General features: G+C 58.2%; 14 protein-coding genes. 12 read left to right on the plus strand and 2 right to left on the minus strand.

Annotated elements, in window-relative coordinates:
* Nucleotides 1-134 precede the first annotated feature (134 nt).
* Genes RHM68_RS01870 through RHM68_RS01905 form a run of 8 tightly spaced genes read left to right on the plus strand, consistent with a single transcriptional unit; the run spans nt 135 to nt 8,936 of the window.
* The gene (locus RHM68_RS01870) at nt 135-1,892 is read left to right on the plus strand and encodes a carbamoyltransferase (RefSeq protein ID WP_322220259.1); all 1,758 of its coding nucleotides are present in this window, start codon (nt 135-137) and stop codon (nt 1,890-1,892) included.
* A complete protein-coding gene (locus RHM68_RS01875; protein WP_322220260.1) occupies nt 1,876-3,006 on the plus strand; it encodes a glycosyltransferase in 1,131 nt (376 codons plus the stop codon). Before RHM68_RS01870 ends, RHM68_RS01875 begins: the two co-directional genes overlap by 17 nt.
* The gene (locus RHM68_RS01880; protein WP_322220261.1) at nt 3,006-3,902 is read left to right on the plus strand and encodes an antimicrobial resistance protein Mig-14; all 897 of its coding nucleotides are present in this window, start codon (nt 3,006-3,008) and stop codon (nt 3,900-3,902) included. Before RHM68_RS01875 ends, RHM68_RS01880 begins: the two co-directional genes overlap by 1 nt.
* An 8-nt stretch (nt 3,903-3,910) precedes the next feature.
* Nucleotides 3,911-5,359, plus strand: coding sequence for a PIG-L deacetylase family protein (locus tag RHM68_RS01885; protein ID WP_322220262.1), 1,449 nt, complete (start codon nt 3,911-3,913; stop codon nt 5,357-5,359).
* 36 nt (nt 5,360-5,395) lie between these two features.
* Complete coding sequence (locus RHM68_RS01890; RefSeq protein WP_322220263.1) at nt 5,396-6,280, plus strand: DUF6625 family protein; 885 nt, start codon at nt 5,396-5,398, stop codon at nt 6,278-6,280.
* A complete protein-coding gene (locus RHM68_RS01895; protein WP_322220264.1) occupies nt 6,277-7,431 on the plus strand; it encodes a glycosyltransferase family 4 protein in 1,155 nt (384 codons plus the stop codon). The genes RHM68_RS01890 and RHM68_RS01895 overlap by 4 nt, the downstream gene beginning before the upstream one ends.
* The gene (locus RHM68_RS01900; protein ID WP_322220265.1) at nt 7,428-8,312 is read left to right on the plus strand and encodes a glycosyltransferase; all 885 of its coding nucleotides are present in this window, start codon (nt 7,428-7,430) and stop codon (nt 8,310-8,312) included. Before RHM68_RS01895 ends, RHM68_RS01900 begins: the two co-directional genes overlap by 4 nt.
* A 3-nt stretch (nt 8,313-8,315) precedes the next feature.
* Complete coding sequence (locus RHM68_RS01905; RefSeq protein ID WP_322220266.1) at nt 8,316-8,936, plus strand: CatB-related O-acetyltransferase; 621 nt, start codon at nt 8,316-8,318, stop codon at nt 8,934-8,936.
* Between the two features lie 13 nt (nt 8,937-8,949).
* Here RHM68_RS01905 and RHM68_RS01910 read toward each other — a convergent pair whose 3' ends face one another.
* Together RHM68_RS01910 and RHM68_RS01915 are read right to left on the minus strand one after the other, a co-directional pair.
* The gene (locus tag RHM68_RS01910; RefSeq protein ID WP_322220267.1) at nt 8,950-10,167 is read right to left on the minus strand and encodes an acyltransferase; all 1,218 of its coding nucleotides are present in this window, start codon (nt 10,165-10,167) and stop codon (nt 8,950-8,952) included.
* Entirely contained in the window at nt 10,164-12,032 is a 1,869-nt protein-coding gene (locus tag RHM68_RS01915) for an O-antigen ligase family protein (protein WP_322220268.1), read from the minus strand. The genes RHM68_RS01910 and RHM68_RS01915 overlap by 4 nt, the downstream gene beginning before the upstream one ends.
* Before the next feature lie 156 nt (nt 12,033-12,188).
* Between RHM68_RS01915 and msbA the strand changes: the two genes are divergently transcribed.
* The 4 genes from msbA to hldE all read left to right on the plus strand — a co-directional run bounded on the left by msbA (nt 12,189) and on the right by hldE (nt 17,010).
* On the plus strand, nt 12,189-13,991 hold the full coding sequence (gene msbA / locus RHM68_RS01920) for a lipid A export permease/ATP-binding protein MsbA (protein WP_322220269.1): 1,803 nt from the start codon (nt 12,189-12,191) through the stop codon (nt 13,989-13,991).
* Nucleotides 13,992-14,177: 186 nt separating this feature from the next.
* Nucleotides 14,178-14,882 (plus strand): sulfotransferase family 2 domain-containing protein, encoded by a 705-nt coding sequence (locus tag RHM68_RS01925; protein ID WP_322220270.1) that lies wholly within the window; start codon nt 14,178-14,180, stop codon nt 14,880-14,882.
* The gene (gene cysC / locus RHM68_RS01930) at nt 14,875-15,486 is read left to right on the plus strand and encodes an adenylyl-sulfate kinase (RefSeq protein ID WP_322220271.1); all 612 of its coding nucleotides are present in this window, start codon (nt 14,875-14,877) and stop codon (nt 15,484-15,486) included. The genes RHM68_RS01925 and cysC overlap by 8 nt, the downstream gene beginning before the upstream one ends.
* 102 nt (nt 15,487-15,588) lie before the next feature.
* Nucleotides 15,589-17,010 carry a bifunctional D-glycero-beta-D-manno-heptose-7-phosphate kinase/D-glycero-beta-D-manno-heptose 1-phosphate adenylyltransferase HldE gene (gene hldE / locus RHM68_RS01935; protein ID WP_322220272.1) on the plus strand — a complete coding sequence of 474 codons (1,422 nt, stop codon included), beginning with the start codon at nt 15,589-15,591 and terminating at the stop codon, nt 17,008-17,010.
* Nucleotides 17,011-17,019: the final 9 nt, after the last annotated feature.

A 17,019-nucleotide genomic window follows, 5' to 3' on the forward strand; every position in this document is an offset into this window, starting at 1 on the left:
GCAAATAGCGCTGGGTCATTCCCGCCATCTTTACGCTATAATCCCGCCCTTTAGCTGTCTCTCGCCCCTTGCGAGGGCACATTAATTTTTGAGGCGCAGTGCGCCTGAATGCAGACTAAAGAGGCTAGACCCCTGTGGCATTGACGATTCTTGGCCTGTCCGGCGCCCTTAGCCATGATCCTTCCGCAGCCTTGTACATCGACGGCAAGCTGGTGGCGGCGGCGGAAGAAGAGCGCTTCGTTCGCGATAAACATGCAAAGAACCGCATGCCCTACGAATCGGCGAAGTTCTGCCTCGAACAGGCCGGTATCAAGCCGTCCGACGTTGATGTGGTGGCGATTCCTTTTGCCCCTATCAGCTTGTTCGGCAAAGCGCGCTGGCATTACGCCAAGCGTTACTGGTATGCCCCGGACCGTGCGCTTGACGCGATCCTGATGGGCAATCGCCGCTACAAGCGCTATCGCAACAAGATCGTGTTCTGCCTGGAACAACTGGGCTTTGACCCGAAGAAAATCAAGATCGAGCCGGTCGAGCATCACCTGGCACATGCCTCCAGCGCTTACCACTGCTCCGGTTTCAAAGAGAAAACCGCGATCCTCGGTATCGACGGCAAAGGTGAGTACGCCACGACCTTCTTCGGTTACGGCGAGAACGGCAAGATCCACAAGATCAAGGAATTCTTCGATCCTGACTCCCTCGGCGGCCTGTACGGTGCGATCACCGAGTTCCTCGGTTTCGAGATGCTCGACGGCGAGTTCAAGGTCATGGGCATGGCGCCATATGGCGATCCAAGCAAATACGATTTCTCGCGTTTGGCTTCCTTCGAAAACGGCGAGCTGGTGATTAACACGGACTACGCCAACGTCATCGGCCTGCGTCGCTACAAAGAGAAGGGCAAAGGTTTCTACTTCTCGCCGAAGCTGATCGAGTGGTTGGGTCCGAAGCGTGAAGGCGATATCGCTGACGAGCCTTACATCCATTACGCCGCCAGCATGCAAGCGCTGTTCGAAAAGATCTCGCTGCAGATGATCGACCACTACCTGGGCGACGTGCTCAAGGAAACCGGCAAGTTGGCCTTCGCCGGTGGCTGTGCGTTGAACGTCAAGCTGAACCAGAAAATTATCGCCCGTGACGACGTCACCGAGCTGTTCGTGCAACCGGCGTCCGGCGATGCCGGCACCGCGGTCGGCGCGGCGGCTTACGTGTCCCATGCCCGTGGCGTGCCGGTCGAGAAGATGGAACACGTCTACCTCGGCCCGTCGTACAGCAACGAAGACGTGATCGCCGCGTGCGCCCGTCACCCAAGTAAGCCAACCTGGCGCAAGCTCGAGAACATGCCGGAAAACATCGCCAAAATCATGGTCGATGGCAACCCGGTGGCGTGGTTCCAGGGACGCATGGAGTTTGGTCCGCGCGCCTTGGGTGGTCGTTCGATCATCGGTTGTCCGAGCGCCACTGGCGTGGCTGACCGTATCAACCACCAGATCAAGTTCCGCGAGCGCTGGAGGCCTTTCTGCCCGTCCATGCTCGACACCGTCGCGCCGCAGATGATCAAGATCGATCACCCAGCGCCGTTCATGACGTTCACCTTTGAAGTGGCTGAAGAGTGGAAGGCCCGCGTGCCGGAAGTTGTGCATGAAGACGGCACGTCTCGGGCTCAGGTGCTCAAGCGCGAATACAACCCGCGCTATTACGACATGATGAAAGCGCTGGAAGTGCTGACCGGTAACGGCGTGTCGCTGAACACCTCGCTCAACCGCCGTGGCGAGCCGATGATCTGCTCGCCGACCGACGCACTGAACATGTTCTTCGGCTCGGACCTGCAGTACCTGATCATGGAAGACATTCTGGTGGTCAAAGAGGGTGCGAACGCTTATGACACGCTCGGCTGAACGCCATGTGCTGCAGTTTTGTCACGGCTATGACGGGCCGTTCCTTGACTGCGCCCGGCAATACGCCAGCCTGTTCGCAGGGACCGGATATCGGGTGACCACGGTCTTCTTGACCGGGGCCGCCGATGCCGAAGTCGCCGCGGGTTGTGCTTCTGATGAAGTGCTGTTCATGGAATACAGCTCCAAGGCTATTCGTGGATTGAAGCTGGGGGCCATCGGTGATCTGCGCAAGATCGCCGCCTCGCGCAATTTCAGTTTCTGCATCGCGCACCGTTTCAAGCCGACCTACATTGCCCTGCTCGGCACTTCGCTGCCGGTGATGGGTGTGCATCACGCGTTTGGCGATTACAAGCGCCGCACTCGCACACTGTTCGCGCATATTTTTCGCAAGCGCTTGAGCCTGCTTGGGGTTTCCGATGCGGTGCGCGACGACCTGCGGCGTTGCCTGCCGAAATGGTCAGAGGCGCGTATCCAGACGCTCTACAACCGTATCGATGTGCAGGCGTTGCAAGTCACTCAGGTATCGACCCGTGAGGCTCGGGAAACCCTCGGCCTGGCAGCAGACGCCTGGGTGGTCGGTAATGTTGGACGCCTGCACCCCGACAAGGACCAGGCTACGCTGCTGCGCGGTTTCGCCATGGCGCTCTCAGGGTTGCCGGCCAACAGCCAATTGGCGATTCTCGGCACCGGGCGCCTGGAGCAGGACCTTAAGTCACTGGCGCTTGAACTCGGCATTGGCGACCGAGTGTTATTTCTGGGTCAGGTGCCCGAGGCTCGGCGTTACTTTCGCGCCTTCGATGTGTTTGCCCTGAGTTCCGATCACGAACCCTTCGGTATGGTGCTACTCGAAGCCATGGCTGCCGGCGTACCTTTGCTCGCCACCGCATGCGGCGGCGCGAAGGAAGTGGTTGAAGGTGTCGGCATCTTGTTTCCGTTGGGTGATGCCGAACACATGGCTCAGGGACTGCAACATCTGGCGGCGATGGATCAACAACAACGTCACCAGTGCGCCGAACTGATGCTTGATCGCTTGCGTGAGCATTTCTGCGATCGGGCGGTGCGCGATACTTTCTGGCGTTTGCCGGCCGTTATCGATCTGGCGCCGAGGGGCTGATGCTCAAGCGATTTCAAGGCTGGCGCGAGCGTGGCTGGGTGCCGGTTGACGCTTCGACTTATGCACAGGCCTGGGCCCGATTTGGCGGCAGCGTCGCGACGCACCCGCTAGTGGTCGAGCGCTTGGCGCAGTTGGCGGGTATTGCCGTGCGCTACTTGGCCTGGGAGCAGCACGGCGAACTCAAAGCCGCGATCCCGACCTGGGGCCGCGACCTGGCGCTGTCCAAAGACGTGCTCAAACGCTGCGGAAAAAAAGGCCTGTTCGACCTCGGCAATGCCGAATTGATCCTGCCGGCCGCGGCCGATGCCCAGGCGCCCTTGCGTCACCGTGGGCGCTATCTGTCGGCACTCAACGAAGGCCGTTTTACCGGCATCAAGTTACAGGCCGAGCAGTTGGCCATGGCCCGTACTCCCGAAGAACTGTCGAAGAAGTTTCGCTACAACCAGCGCCGTGAGCTGCGTTTGCTGGAAGAAGCGGGCGGGGTGGTACGCCCGGTCAGCGAGTTTTCCAGCCGTGAGCTGGCGGCGATTTACTGCGACCTGTTCCTGCGCCGTTGGGGCTTTACCGCTACCGGTGCGGCGCACATGGGCGAGGTGATCGAGCTGCTGCGTGAGTTCCTGATCGGCTCGGTGATTTTCCTCAATGACGCGCCGATTGCGATTCAGTTGGTCTACCGCGTCGAAGCGCCGCAGTGGATCAGCGTTGAGTACATCAATGGCGGCGTGGACCCTCAAAACCGCGAGTTCAGCCCTGGCAGCGTGTTGAGTTTTCTCAACACCCAAAGCGCTTGGGAGCAGGCGCGAGCCCTGGATAAACCCCTGAGGTTTTCCTTCGGTCGCGCCGACCGTGAATACAAGGACCGCTGGTGCAATCCTGTGCCGGTCTTCACCGTATGAGCCAACCCATGAGCCGCAAACAGCTACTGCTCAAGCGTCACCGTCGCAACAAGCGCATCGGGCTGCTGATCGCGCTGGCGCTGCTGATTATCGTCGGCGTGCTGGTGGCCTGGTGGTTGCCGCTGGTACTTGCGGTGTTGGGGTGGGTCGCCCATGAGGCGTGGTTTGCCGATCACTTGTTCTATTCGCCGAAAGACGACTATCAGTACCGTTTTGCGCCCTACACCCAGCAGCCTAAGGTTCATCTGGTCGGCGAGCACCTGCGGTTGGATGAAGGCGTCATGCTGGTCGACGACGCCACGCTGATCCTGGCGTTGCGGGTAAAGAGTACTTGGCTGGGGCGCTTTATCGACCCGGTGGTCGAGTTGCTGGGAGGGAATCACCCGGACCGGCAAACCTTTGAACGTGGTGTCAACGGCTTGCGCTACCTGAACCTCAGTGGCCAGGCGCATGTCTTGTCGAAAGGTGAGCTGCGTTTGCGCGGGCGTTTCTGCCGATTGCTCGGCGAGCCCGTGCTCTGGGCCTTCGAACAACCGGATTATCACCGTCAGCGGGTGATGGTGATCGCGCCGCACGCCGATGACGCCGAGTTGGCGGCGTATGGTTTGTACAGTCAGGCCGACGAAGCCTGGATTGTGACCCTGACCGCAGGCGAGATTGAAGCCGAGCACTATCAGCAGATGGGTTTGAGCCAAGTTGAAGCGGCGCGGCTCAAGGGCCGTTTGCGAGCCTGGGACAGCATTGCCGTGCCGCGTTGGGCCGGTGTGCCGCAATCCAACTGCGTGCAGTTGGGCTATTTTTGCCTGCAATTGGCGGCCATGCAGGCCGCGCCAACTCAGCCGATGGGGTCGCGCGAAGCGCAGTTGGGCGACACGCGACTGTTCCGCCAGTTGAACCCGTTTACCCTGCCCGGCGATGCCGATGGTGCGCCGACCTGGAACAATTTGTTGGCCGACCTGCGTGAATTGCTGTTGCGAGCACGCCCTGACGTGATCGTACTGCCGCACCCGACCCTCGATCCGCACCCTGATCACATTTGCGCCCAGCAAGCGGTCGTTGAAGCGCTAAGAGGACTGGAGTGGCAGCCGACCTTGCTCGGGTACGCCAACCATCTGCACGACAATGACCGCTGGCCGATGGGCGATGCCGGCCAGGGGGTCGCGCTGCCGCCTGCGTTCGATTCGACGGTGATGATGCAGCCCTGCTGCCTGTCGCTTTCAGTGGAATTGCAGCGTGACAAAGCGATGGCGCTGGGCATGATGCATGACCTGCAACCACCGATGCCGTTCAAGCGTCGTTTGCGTCGGATGATCCAGCGGTTGCTGGCGCGCAGGCAGCCATCTCTTTATGGCGAGAACGAGTTTTTTCGCAAGGCTGTCCGGCGTCATGAGCTTTTGTGGCTTTTGAATTATGGTGAAATACTCCGCCAGGCAGAACTGAAACACAACGCGGCTTAGCATGGCCGGAAACTTTGCATCAGCAGTGAGTATTCTGTGACCAACACGTGCCCGCGTATTCTTTTCCTGATTCCTTTTTTCGGCAAATGGCCGTTCTGGATGCCTTTCTATCTGGAAAGTTGCAGACGCAATCCAAACATCGACTGGCTACTGTTCAGTGACTGTGGCGTCCCCGAGAATCTTCCGCCCAACGTGACCGTCGAGGCCCTGTCATTCAGTGACTATTGCGCCTTGGTGTCCCATCGGTTGAACATCGACTTTCAACCGACTGCCGCCTACAAGCTTTGCGACATCAAGCCAGCCTTGGGCCATATTCATGCCGATCGACTGCAAGGCTATGATTTCTGGGCGTTCGGCGATATCGACCTGGTGTATGGAGACTTGCGCCATTATTTCCCCTCGGACCGGTTGGCTGGTTTTGACCTGTTTTCGACCCATGAACGGCGCGTCGCAGGGCACCTTTGCCTAATGCGTAACACTGCTCGCAAGCGTGAAGCGTTCAAGCAGATCAAGGGTTGGCAACAGCGCTTTACCGATCAGGAACATCACGCGTTGGATGAGGGCGCATTCAGCCGTATCTTCATTTGGCGCAAAAATTTCCCCAAACCGTTGTTTAACCTGTTGGGCAAGTTCAATTCGTGGCGCCGCAGCAGCGAGTTCACTGAGGCCTTTAGCACCCCCGGTGGTTGCATCAAGTGGCATGACGGCACGGACAATTTCCCCTGCCGCTGGTATTGGCGGGACGGTTTTTTGAGTAATGATCGCGATGGCGATCGCCAGTTTCCGTATTTCCACTTCGTTTGCTGGAAGCGCAACGAGTGGTCTCGGTTGCCCCACCCCGACCCTGCCGAGGTCAAGCGCATCGCCGCTGAACCGGCCTGGGTCATCGATGCTACTGGTTTCCACCAGGGAGAGTTATGAGTCAGCGGTCAAAGGTGCTGCAGTTGCAGCCTGACTACAACGTAAAAGCCCATGATTTCGCCGACCTTGCCGAGCAAATCGTCAAGGCGTTGCCCAGTGATCGCTATGAAGTGACCGCCGCGTTTTTGCGGGGCAAGCCAGGCCCTGGCGAAGCCGTGAGTCGTGCCGGCCGCTCGGTCTATTTCGAGTTTTCTGACAAGTCGCTCAAGGGCATGCGCCTGCGGGCAATGTGGCAGCTCTATAAGTTCTGCCGTGCAGAAAAATTTGACGTGGTGATCTGCAACCGATTCAAACCGGTGAACATGATGCTCATGCTCAACCGTTGGTTGAAGGTGCCTCTGTGCATTGGCATCTCTCACGGTTTTGGTGAGTACGACCGGTTTTACCGGCGTCGCCAGACCCAGCGCCTGATTGATCGTCACTGGCGCTTCGTCGGCGTATCGCCGGCGGTCAAACAGTACCTGCTGGACTGTGGTTGTGGCTTCACCGACTCAAACACTTACGCAATCACCAATGCCATCGACATCGAACAGGCCGAAGGCTTGCAGCACAGTCGTGAGCGGGCCCGCGAGTTGCTGGGTATCGACCCGTCGGTAAGGTTGATCGGCGCACTGGGGCGGCTGGTGCCGGTCAAGGGTCATACCTATCTGTTGCAGGCCTTTGCCGCACTCAAGGACAAGTACCCGAACACTCAATTGGCGATCATTGGAGCCGGGCGCGAAGAGTCGCGTCTGGCTGCCGAGATCGAACGCCTGGGCCTAAGTGGGCGGGCGCATCTGCTGGGGTTCAAGGACATTGCTTTGCAGTACATCCGTGCGTTCGACATTTGGACCATGCCGTCCCTGGCTGAAGGCTTGGGGCTGGCGCTGCTCGAAGGCATGAGCGGGCACTTGCCGGTGATCGCCTCGAACGTGCCGGCCATGTTGCCGCTGATTGGCGGTGCGGGCGGCTTGGCGATAACACCCGCCGATGTACCAAGCCTGGTAACGGCGCTGGATCATTATCTTGGGCTGTCGGATGACGAACTCCGGGCCAAGGGCGAGCAGGCCTATCGTTATCTGCAGGAGCAGCACGACATCGAAGTCTTCCGCCAGGAATATTTGAACCTGATTGACTCAGGCCTGGACCAAGCCCGCAAGGAACAGCCATGAGCGACGCGCAACCCCTCGTCACCGTCATCATCGCTTCGTACAACCATGGTCCCTATATCGAGGAAAGCATTCTCAGCGTCCTCAACCAGACCTATCGGAACATCGAATTACTGGTCATCGATGACGGCTCCAGTGATGACAGTGTCGAGCGCATCAACGTGTTGCAGGCGCAGTACGGGTTTGATTTCCGGGTGCAGCAGAATCAGGGATTGACCAACACCCTCAACGGCGCGATTGCCCGCTCGACGGGCAGCCTGGTCGTACCGTTCGGTTCCGACGACATCATGCTGGCGGAGCGGATTGCCATTCAGGTGGCGTATATGAACGGCAAACCGGAGGTCGGCATCTGCGCGGGCAACATCGAGCTGATCGATGCCGAGGGCAATCTGTACCCTGAGAAGCGGCAGCGCCGCGATGTACCGTTTCGTCGTCTGGACTTCGATGACATGTTTCTTGAGCGCAAGCCCTATCCCCCGGCACCGACCCTGATGATCCGCCGCGAAGCGCTGGAGAAGGTGGGCGGTTTCGACCCGAACATCCGTCTGGAAGATCTGCTGATTGAACTGAAAGTCACCCGCGCCGGTTACTTCATCGACGGCCTGAATGTGCTGATGGCGCGCTATCGCAAACACGCCACCAACTCCTATAAAAACCACCGTTTCATGATCGATAACATCCTGCGCTCCTACGCATTGTTCAGCGACCATCCGCTGTACGACGAGGTGCGTTACAAGTTTCTCAGCTCCATGTTCCTCAAAACCTCCAACCGTGACCGCACGCTGGCTCGCGAACTGTTGGCACAGATTCCGTTCAAGGCCTGGAACAAGAAAACCTGGCGCGGTTTGGGGCGGTTGTATTTTTCGCCATTGGAAAGAGATTGAGGTATGGGTTGGATTCAACGGTATCGGGAAAAACGCGCTAAACGGGCGATTCGCACGTTGCCGAAAATCGAGCGCGGGGCGGCGCGTTTCAAACTGTTATATCCGCAGTACACCTTCGGCCGTGGCAGTTATGGCGTACCGCACGTCCATGACTGGAAGGAGGGTTCGACGCTGAGCATCGGCGCGTACTGTTCGATCGCTGAAGGCGTGCAGATCTTTCTCGGTGGGCATCACCGTGATGACTGGGTGACCACTTTTCCATTCCCCGCGATGGTTGCTCAGGCCTCGCACATCGGTGGTTACAGCGGCACCAACGGCAATGTAGTGATTGGCAACGATGTGTGGCTCTGCTCCAACAGCACCCTGTTGTCGGGCGTAACGGTGGGGGATGGCGCAATCGTTGCCGCAGGGTCGCTGGTGACTCGCGATGTCGAGCCCTACGCAGTGGTAGGCGGTAATCCCGCGCGCTTCCTGCGTTGGCGCTTTCCGGAAGAGCAGCGATTGCTGCTCCGTCAGAGCGCCTGGTGGGACTGGCCAGAGGCTGAGTTGTATGGCTTGGCCGACAAACTGTGCAGCGATGATATCGACGGCTTTATCACGTATGCCCGACAGCGGCAGGGCTAATAATCGTGCTGCTTTATTGCGCGATTTTCCCCGACAGATTTTTTTGATTGATCCTTCTTTGACGTATCCACAGCAGCGTTTTCTTGCCTGCGTTGATACCCGGCTTCTCGATGTAGAGAAATGTCAGGCTGCTGACGATGATCAGCAGGCAGGCGCATAACGCCATCAAGGGCAGGAATGTCCAGGTTTCGCGGGTATCGATCGGCAACAAATGGGGCAAGCGCTGCACCAGCAGCCAAAGCAGGAAGCCGTGCAGCAGGTAGGTGCTGTAGCTGATTTCGCCGAGCCAGCGAATGCTCGGCGGCTTCAGGGCTCCGAACAGGTTATTGCCTGATGCCACGATGACGAAAAACCCCGAAAGTAGCAGCAGCGGTATCAGGTCGAACGCACGGTTGAAGGCGGTAAACGCAATGACCAGCGCCAGCAAGGCGATGACCCCGGCCCACTTCGTCTGGCCCCACGCTACAAGTAGTGGGCGACGAACCCAGTACGCCGCCGCGATGCCGCCGAGGAAACTGGCCAGGAAGTGTTTTTTCAACGAGTGGTCCCAGCCCATCAACTGGTACAGAGCGTAGATGCCGATCAGGCAGAGCACGACTTGCAGCCAATGGCGGCGATAAATGAACACGCACGCGGCCAGGGGCAGCGCCAGATAGAAAAACACCTCGTAAATCAGTGTCCAGGTAACGTTGGAGATCAGCAGGCCGGTGCGCGGATACAGGTTGACGTCAGGCCGCTCGAACGTCAGCCAGCCTAAAAACTGCCCAATAATGCGGAGGCCAGGCTCCTTGAGTTCCCAGTTTTGCAGTTGGAATACGGACAAAAACACGATCAGCATCAGTGGCAAATACAGCGGGTAGAGACGAAACAGGCGCGATACCGCGAATGCCAGCCAGTCGTGATCACGGCGCTGGGTCAGCAACCGGCTCCAGAACAAAAAGCCAGTGATCATGAAAAACAGGGCAACGCTGCCCTGACCGAGTTGGGCGTAGAAATTACTCGGAGGGAAATCGATGACACCGGTGCGTAAAAAGATCCAGGTAATGATCGAGTGATGCACGAATACGCCGAAGGCCAGATAGCCGCGCAGGCCATCGATGCTGGCATAGCGGCTTTCACCGGAATGTTTCAGGTGTCGGGCGATTTTCGGAACGGCGCGCAATAGCAGCGCAGCGGTGACGATGGCCAGCAGGTACGCGACCAGCGCAATAAGCGGATTGGTTTCGCTCATCCGTGTGCCTGAGCCGTATGACTGGCGGCCAGTACTTGCCTGTGCAAATTGTTGACTGCGGATTTTGACGCCATGACGGCATAGCCCTGGAGCAGCGCTTCAAAATGTTCTTCGAACAGCCAGCGTCGGTCCTCTGTGTAGCGTTGCATATGGCGCAGATTGCGTTGGCGCAGGGACAAGCTCAAGGGCGATGGGTAGATGTGCAGGTCGGCGAGATCAATCAGGCCGAACTCGCCATCGCTCAGTACCAGTACGTTACCCAGGTGCAAGGAGCGGAAGTAAACGCCTTGCTCATGCAGTTGCGCGATGAACTTGCCGAAACGTTCTACCAGCGCCTGACGCACTGCCGGAGCGGTAATGCCTTGCAGAACCTGGCGCAGGGTGTGGCCTGGCAGCGGTGAGTAATGCACGGCGCTGCTGCCGTCTTGAAGACGGTAAAGGTCAAGAATTTGCGGTGTCGGAATGCCTTGCGCGCGCAACTGCTCGCTGTTCGCGGCAAAGCGCTCCGAGTAGGGGTTGAAGCGGCCTGAGGTGTACCAGCGGCGGCGGCGGAACAGCTTGAGAAAAGTACCGTCGTTCAGGCGCAGGACCTTGGGCCCCAGGCCATCCTCTTCAATCACTTGAGCATTGGCCGTCATCTGCTGCACAGCGTTAGGCGTCAATATTTTGATCGGCATGGCCTGCGAGCGGGCGGCGCGTTGCTTGATGGTCAGCGCGGCAATCAGGGCCAGAGGAATCCACAGCAGGAACCAGTGCTCCTTGGGCCGTGAGAGGATACCGCCACCTTCGGTCAGGCCTGCGCCGATACCAAATACCAGCCAGGTCGATGCCATGATAAAGAGTGGTTGCAGACGATGGCGCCAACTGCTAAGCAGGGCCCAGGCTTGAAAAAACAGCCAGGGGATCAGGCCGAAAATACCCACGTAATAGAGCACGCCCAGAGCGAAGCTGTGAGGCTCCTGCAGGGTATAGCCGATGCCGGGATCGAGGTGCAGGTCCGCGTTGAAGCCATGACCAATCCACGGGTGATCGGCAATTTGCTGCAAGACCAGTTGCCAGATTTCAAAGCGATAAGAATCACCGCGTTCGATGATCATGTGTGAAAACACCACGGCGATCGCGGCGCCACCGACAAACAAGCTGCCCAGCAGCACCAGCGAGCGTCGGTTCCAGCAAGTGAAGCTCAGCCATAGTGCCGCCATCGTCAGGGCGACCAGAGGGGTTCTGGAGCCGGTGGCGATCACCGCCGTAAACATGATCATCACCGCCGGAATACTGAGCCAGAGTATTTTTCGACGTTTGCAGGTCATGCTTAGGCTCAGCCAGTAAGTACAGAAAAAGCCAAAGACGTGGGAGCTGAGCAGTGGGTTGTCAAACGCGCCGCCGCCGATCAAGCGCAGGCCCGGCTGATAGACATGGTCGAACATCAGCAGGTTGTAGACCGACGCAATCAGCCCGACGATCGCGGCGCTGAACAGCAAGGGCTGGACGATTTCGCCGCGATAGCGCACCAGCAGGTAGGACCCGACGAACAGCAGCAACGTGTGCAATGCCGGCTTGAACTGGTTGAGCGCGCCCTCTTCATCGGGTGGCCCCCAAGCCAAGCTCAGCATGGCCCAGACGACGAACAGCAGCAGCGCTATCACTACCGGCTCGCGCAGCAACACCTTGATCTCGCGCGGGTGCAGGCACAGGGCGATCAGCGATGGAATGCTGAAAAGGCCATAAAACAGTTTGTGGTGAAGGCTGCGTCCCGGCAGAAAGAACAGGGCGCACAGAAGCACGAAATAGCCGAGTGGAAGAATCCACAGACAAATGAAATCGAAGGTTCGATTGGAGGCACTGTTGAGACCGCTGAGTTGCATGTTGAGTGATTCAATCCTGAAGTTGATCAACCATTTCGGTTTGATGGCTATTTGGTGCTTGTTAACCCGCCTAACAATAACAGCCTTTAGCTGATTGCCAGAACCCTGGAGAAGCTGTGCTAAAGTCAGCGTCCTTTTTATCGACATTCGCGTGATATGACCGACTCCAGTCTCTCCGCAAGCCCCTCGAGCTTGAAAATCTACTTCCGTTTGCTCGGCTATGTCCGGCCGTATATCAGTCTGTTCCTGATAAGCATTGTCGGCTTTCTGATTTTTGCCTCGACGCAGCCAATGCTCGGCTACATCCTCAAGTACTTTGTCGATGGGCTTTCCAACCCTGAGGCCGTGCTGTTTCCGACGGTGCCTTACCTGCGAGACTTGCAGCTTCTGCAGGCGGTGCCGCTGCTGATCGTGTTGATCGCAGCATGGCAGGGGCTGGGATCTTATCTGGGCAACTACTTCCTGGCCAAGGTTTCCCTTGGGCTCGTTCATGACCTGCGGGTGCAACTGTTCAATAATCTGTTGGTTTTGCCCAATCGGTACTTCGATAAGCATAACTCGGGTCATCTGATTTCACGTATCACCTTCAACGTGACCATGGTCACGGGGGCGGCCACCGATGCGATCAAAGTCGTCATCCGTGAAGGCATGACGGTGATCTTCCTCTTCGCTTCGCTGTTGTTCATGAACTGGCAGCTGACGCTGGTCATGATTGCGATCCTGCCGTTGATCGCCATCATGGTGCGCACCGCGAGCAAGAAATTCCGCAAACAAAGCAAAAAGATCCAGGCGGCCATGGGTGATGTGACTCATGTGGCGTCGGAAACCATTCAGGGCTACCGCGTGGTGCGCAGCTTCGGTGGCGAACTCTACGAAGAGAAGCGCTTCTTCGAGGCCAGCCAAGGCAACACCGACAAGCAACTGCGCATGACCCGAACCGGGGCTATCTACACGCCGCTGCTGCAACTGGTGATCTACACCGCCATGGCAGTGTTGATGTTTCTGGTGCTGTACCTGCGTGGTGACGCTTCCGCGGGTGACATGATTGCCTACATTACGTTGGCCGGTCTGCTACCTAAGCCGATCCGTCAACTCTCAGAAGTCAGCTCGACCATCCAGAAAGGTGTGGCCGGTGCCGAGAGTATTTTCGAGCAGTTGGACGTCCCGCCAGAAGTCGATACCGGCACCATCGAACGTGATGCGGTCAGCGGTCGTCTGGACGTGCGCAATCTGAGCTTCACCTACCCGGACACTGATCGTAAGGTGCTCGACGACATCAGCTTCTCGGTCGAACCAGGACAAATGGTTGCGCTGGTGGGGCGCTCGGGCAGTGGCAAATCGACCCTGGCCAACCTGATTCCGCGTTTCTATCACCACGATAAGGGCGAAATCCTTATCGATGGCGTTGAGGTGGAGCATTACAAACTGCTCAACCTGCGTAAGCACATCGCCCAAGTGACCCAGCATGTGACACTGTTCAGCGATACGGTGGCCAACAATATCGCCTATGGCGATTTGGCCGGCGCGCCTCGTGAAGACATCGAGAAAGCGGCAAAAGACGCTTATGCGATGGACTTCATCGCGCAGTTGCCAGACGGCCTGGATACGCAGGTTGGTGAGAATGGCGTATTGCTTTCCGGCGGTCAGCGTCAGCGTTTGGCGATTGCCCGGGCACTGCTGAAAAATGCACCGTTGCTGATCCTCGACGAGGCCACCTCTGCTCTTGACACTGAGTCCGAGCGCCACATTCAGGCGGCATTGGATCAGGTTATGAGTGGTCGCACGACCCTGGTGATCGCGCACCGATTGTCCACCATCGAGAAGGCAGACCTGATTCTGGTGATGGATCAGGGCCGAATTGTTGAACGTGGTACACATTCTGAGCTTCTTTCGCAGAACGGTTATTACGCTCGTTTGAACGCCATGGGCATTGATGCTCCGGCTGCAGGCCTTGCCTGACGGGCTTCGAGGGTGAGCCCAGCTCACCCTCGCGCGCTGCCGGCGTGCAATGCGCTCGGTGGTTTGTATCAAAAAACTTACTCTTCTTGACCAACCTTGAATAAATCTTCGCATCGCGCTTGCTAAAGTCATTTCACGAATCTTTGGCATGAGTCGAGGGGACAACCCCTTCGTGCGGGTATTGCGATGTTGCAACGTTATCTATGGAAGCTTTTGCCCAAGTCGCAGCGTGCTTTTCTGCTCGATCGCCTATCGGTCGTGGATCGGCAGGCGGTCAACAAGTCGCTGTCTGCCAACGTGCGCTTTGCGCAGGCATTCAAGCAGCATGAGTGCCTGTTCATTCATGTCCCCAAATGTGCCGGGAGCAGCGTATGCGAAGCCCTGTTCGATGGCTGGCGGCCTGGGCATCTCCCGTTGTATTGGTACGAGCACCAATTTCCCGAGCAATATGCAGCGAGCTTCAAGTTCGCCTTTGTTCGCGACCCCCTCGAAAGGGCCTACTCGGCTTACGCGTTCCTGCGAAGTAACAAGCTGGGCTCTCGCGATCAAGCGGCGCAGAAATTGGTCAGTCACTACCGTGATTTTGACGATTTCGTTGCTCGCTGGCTGCACCCCGAGACCATCCACCGACAACTGCATTTCGCAGCGCAAACGGACTTTCTCACCGATTCGCTTGGGCATCTTGCCCTGGACTTCATGGGTTATCACGAGCATCTGGAGCGCGACTTTGCGCATGTCTGCGAGCAGTTGAGGCACCCTGTGGTACTGCCTCATATCAACAGCTCACAGCATCGTCACGCTGAGCTTGCCCGTGATTTCTGTACGGTTCGGACCCGCCGCCTGGTTAGGCGGGTGTATCAACGTGACTACGAGATGCTTGGTTATGAATAAAGTCCTCCCGATGTTCCCGCCTATGCCCGATATCCGCCCCTACGGCCTGTCGCTGTCGAATGAGGCCCGGGCCGCGATCAAGTCGCAGCGTCCGCGTTGTATCTGGCTGACCGGCTTGTCCGGGTCCGGCAAGTCAACGCTGGCCAACGCCCTTGAGGTGCAGCTCAATCAGCGTGGGCTTCACACGTTTTTGCTGGATGGTGACAACGTGCGTGCCGGACTGTGCAGCGATTTGGGCATGGGGGCGCAATGCCGCCGGGAAAACATCCGGCGCATGGCCGAGGTGGCGCGCCTGATGGTCGATGCCGGGTTGATTGTGATTGTCGCGGCGATTTCACCGTTTCGTGTCGAGCGTGATACAGCACGTCGTTTGTTTGCCGAGGGTGATTTCATCGAAATCTATGTGAGCACGCCGTTCGAGGTGTGTGCGCAACGTGACACCAAAGGTTTGTATCAAGCAGCGCTACAAGGTCGGATCAAGGATTTCACCGGCGTCGACAGCCCTTACGAGGCGCCGCTGGCGGCAGAATGCGAGATCGACACCCAGAACCTGAACCTGGAAGAAGCCTGCGCGCGGCTCTCGGCGGTTTTACTTAACAAGTGAGTAGAAACCCCAGTCTATTCATCCTGTTGCAGGCGCTGCGCAAGCCAGCGCCAACCCTGTGTTAATATCGCGGCCCTGTTCATTTTGTATGTGGGTTGCTCCATGAAGTTGTCCATGCCGCGATTCGATCAAGCCCCTGTCTTGGTGGTCGGCGATGTCATGCTCGACCGTTACTGGCATGGTGGTACCTCACGGATTTCCCCTGAGGCGCCGGTGCCGGTGGTCAAGGTCGAGCAAATCGAGGACCGCCCGGGCGGCGCAGCCAACGTTGCGCTGAACATTGCCGCCCTAGGGGCTCCGGCCTTGCTGGTCGGTGTGACCGGCGATGACGAAGCCGCCGATAGCCTGGCTAATAGCCTGAAGGGTGCCGGTGTACGTGCCTTTTTCCAGCGCATCGCGCATCAGCCGACCATCGTCAAGCTACGGGTCATGAGCCGTCACCAGCAATTGCTGCGTATCGATTTCGAACAGCCTTTCGCCACGGACGCGCTGGCACTGGGTGCGCAAGTCGATGAGTTGCTCGAAGGCATCAAGGTCCTGGTGTTGTCCGATTACGGCAAGGGAGCTTTGAGGAATCATCAGATTCTGATCCAGGCCGCCCGTGCCCGTGGCATTCCAGTGCTGGCCGACCCGAAGGGCAAGGATTTCTCGATTTACCGTGGTGCCAGTCTGATCACGCCCAACCTCAGCGAGTTCGAAGCCATCGTCGGCGGGTGTGCCGATGAGCACGAGCTGGTGAGTAAAGGCGCAACGTTGATGCATGATCTCGACCTCGGCGCCTTGCTGGTGACCCGTGGTGAGCACGGCATGACCCTGCTGCGCCCCGACCATCCGGCGTTGCATCTGCCCGCTCGTGCCCGCGAAGTGTTCGACGTGACCGGTGCTGGTGACACCGTCATTTCGACCCTGGCGGCAGCGATTGCTGCCGGTGAAGAACTGCCCCACGCAGTGGCCTTGGCCAATCTGGCGGCGGGCATCGTGGTCGGCAAACTCGGCACGGCAGCCATCAGTGCCCCTGAGTTGCGTCGCGCCATTCAGCGCGAAGAAGGTTCTGAACGCGGCGTGCTGGGCTTGGAGCAGTTGCTGCTGGCGGTCGACGATGCGCGTGCGCACAAAGAGAGAATCGTTTTCACCAACGGTTGCTTCGACATTCTGCATGCTGGCCACGTGACCTACCTTGAGCAGGCGCGTGCCCAGGGTGATCGCCTGATCGTGGCCGTCAACGATGATGCCTCGGTCAGTCGTCTGAAAGGGCCAGGTCGTCCAATCAACAGTGTCGACCGGCGGATGGCCGTGCTGGCGGGGCTGGGCGCGGTGGACTGGGTGATCAGCTTCGCTGAAGGCACGCCGGAAAACCTGCTGCGCGAGGTCAAGCCGGACGTACTGGTCAAGGGCGGGGATTACGGGATCGACCAAGTGGTCGGTGCGGACATCGTCACCGCTTATGGCGGGACGGTGAAAGTGTTGGGGTTGGTGGAAAACAGCTCCACGACCGCGATTGTCGAGAAGATCCGCAATAACTGACTGATATGA

The organism is Pseudomonas sp. DC1.2 (genome assembly GCF_034351645.1).
GTDB lineage: Bacteria > Pseudomonadota > Gammaproteobacteria > Pseudomonadales > Pseudomonadaceae > Aquipseudomonas.

What these genes read in the sequence shown, in the direction of transcription:
- RHM68_RS01880 (WP_322220261.1), top strand. Translation starts at nt 3,006, where the DNA reads ATGCTCAAGCGATTTCAAGGCTGGCGCGAGCGTGGCTGGGTGCCGGTT.
- RHM68_RS01885 (WP_322220262.1), top strand. Translation starts at nt 3,911, where the DNA reads ATGAGCCGCAAACAGCTACTGCTCAAGCGTCACCGTCGCAACAAGCGC.
- msbA (WP_322220269.1), top strand. Translation starts at nt 12,189, where the DNA reads ATGACCGACTCCAGTCTCTCCGCAAGCCCCTCGAGCTTGAAAATCTAC.
- cysC (WP_322220271.1), top strand. Translation starts at nt 14,875, where the DNA reads ATGAATAAAGTCCTCCCGATGTTCCCGCCTATGCCCGATATCCGCCCC.
- RHM68_RS01895 (WP_322220264.1), top strand. Translation starts at nt 6,277, where the DNA reads ATGAGTCAGCGGTCAAAGGTGCTGCAGTTGCAGCCTGACTACAACGTA.
- RHM68_RS01875 (WP_322220260.1), top strand. Translation starts at nt 1,876, where the DNA reads ATGACACGCTCGGCTGAACGCCATGTGCTGCAGTTTTGTCACGGCTAT.
- RHM68_RS01900 (WP_322220265.1), top strand. Translation starts at nt 7,428, where the DNA reads ATGAGCGACGCGCAACCCCTCGTCACCGTCATCATCGCTTCGTACAAC.
- hldE (WP_322220272.1), top strand. Translation starts at nt 15,589, where the DNA reads ATGAAGTTGTCCATGCCGCGATTCGATCAAGCCCCTGTCTTGGTGGTC.
- RHM68_RS01915 (WP_322220268.1), bottom strand. Translation starts at nt 12,032, where the DNA reads ATGCAACTCAGCGGTCTCAACAGTGCCTCCAATCGAACCTTCGATTTC.
- RHM68_RS01910 (WP_322220267.1), bottom strand. Translation starts at nt 10,167, where the DNA reads ATGAGCGAAACCAATCCGCTTATTGCGCTGGTCGCGTACCTGCTGGCC.
- RHM68_RS01925 (WP_322220270.1), top strand. Translation starts at nt 14,178, where the DNA reads ATGTTGCAACGTTATCTATGGAAGCTTTTGCCCAAGTCGCAGCGTGCT.
- RHM68_RS01905 (WP_322220266.1), top strand. Translation starts at nt 8,316, where the DNA reads ATGGGTTGGATTCAACGGTATCGGGAAAAACGCGCTAAACGGGCGATT.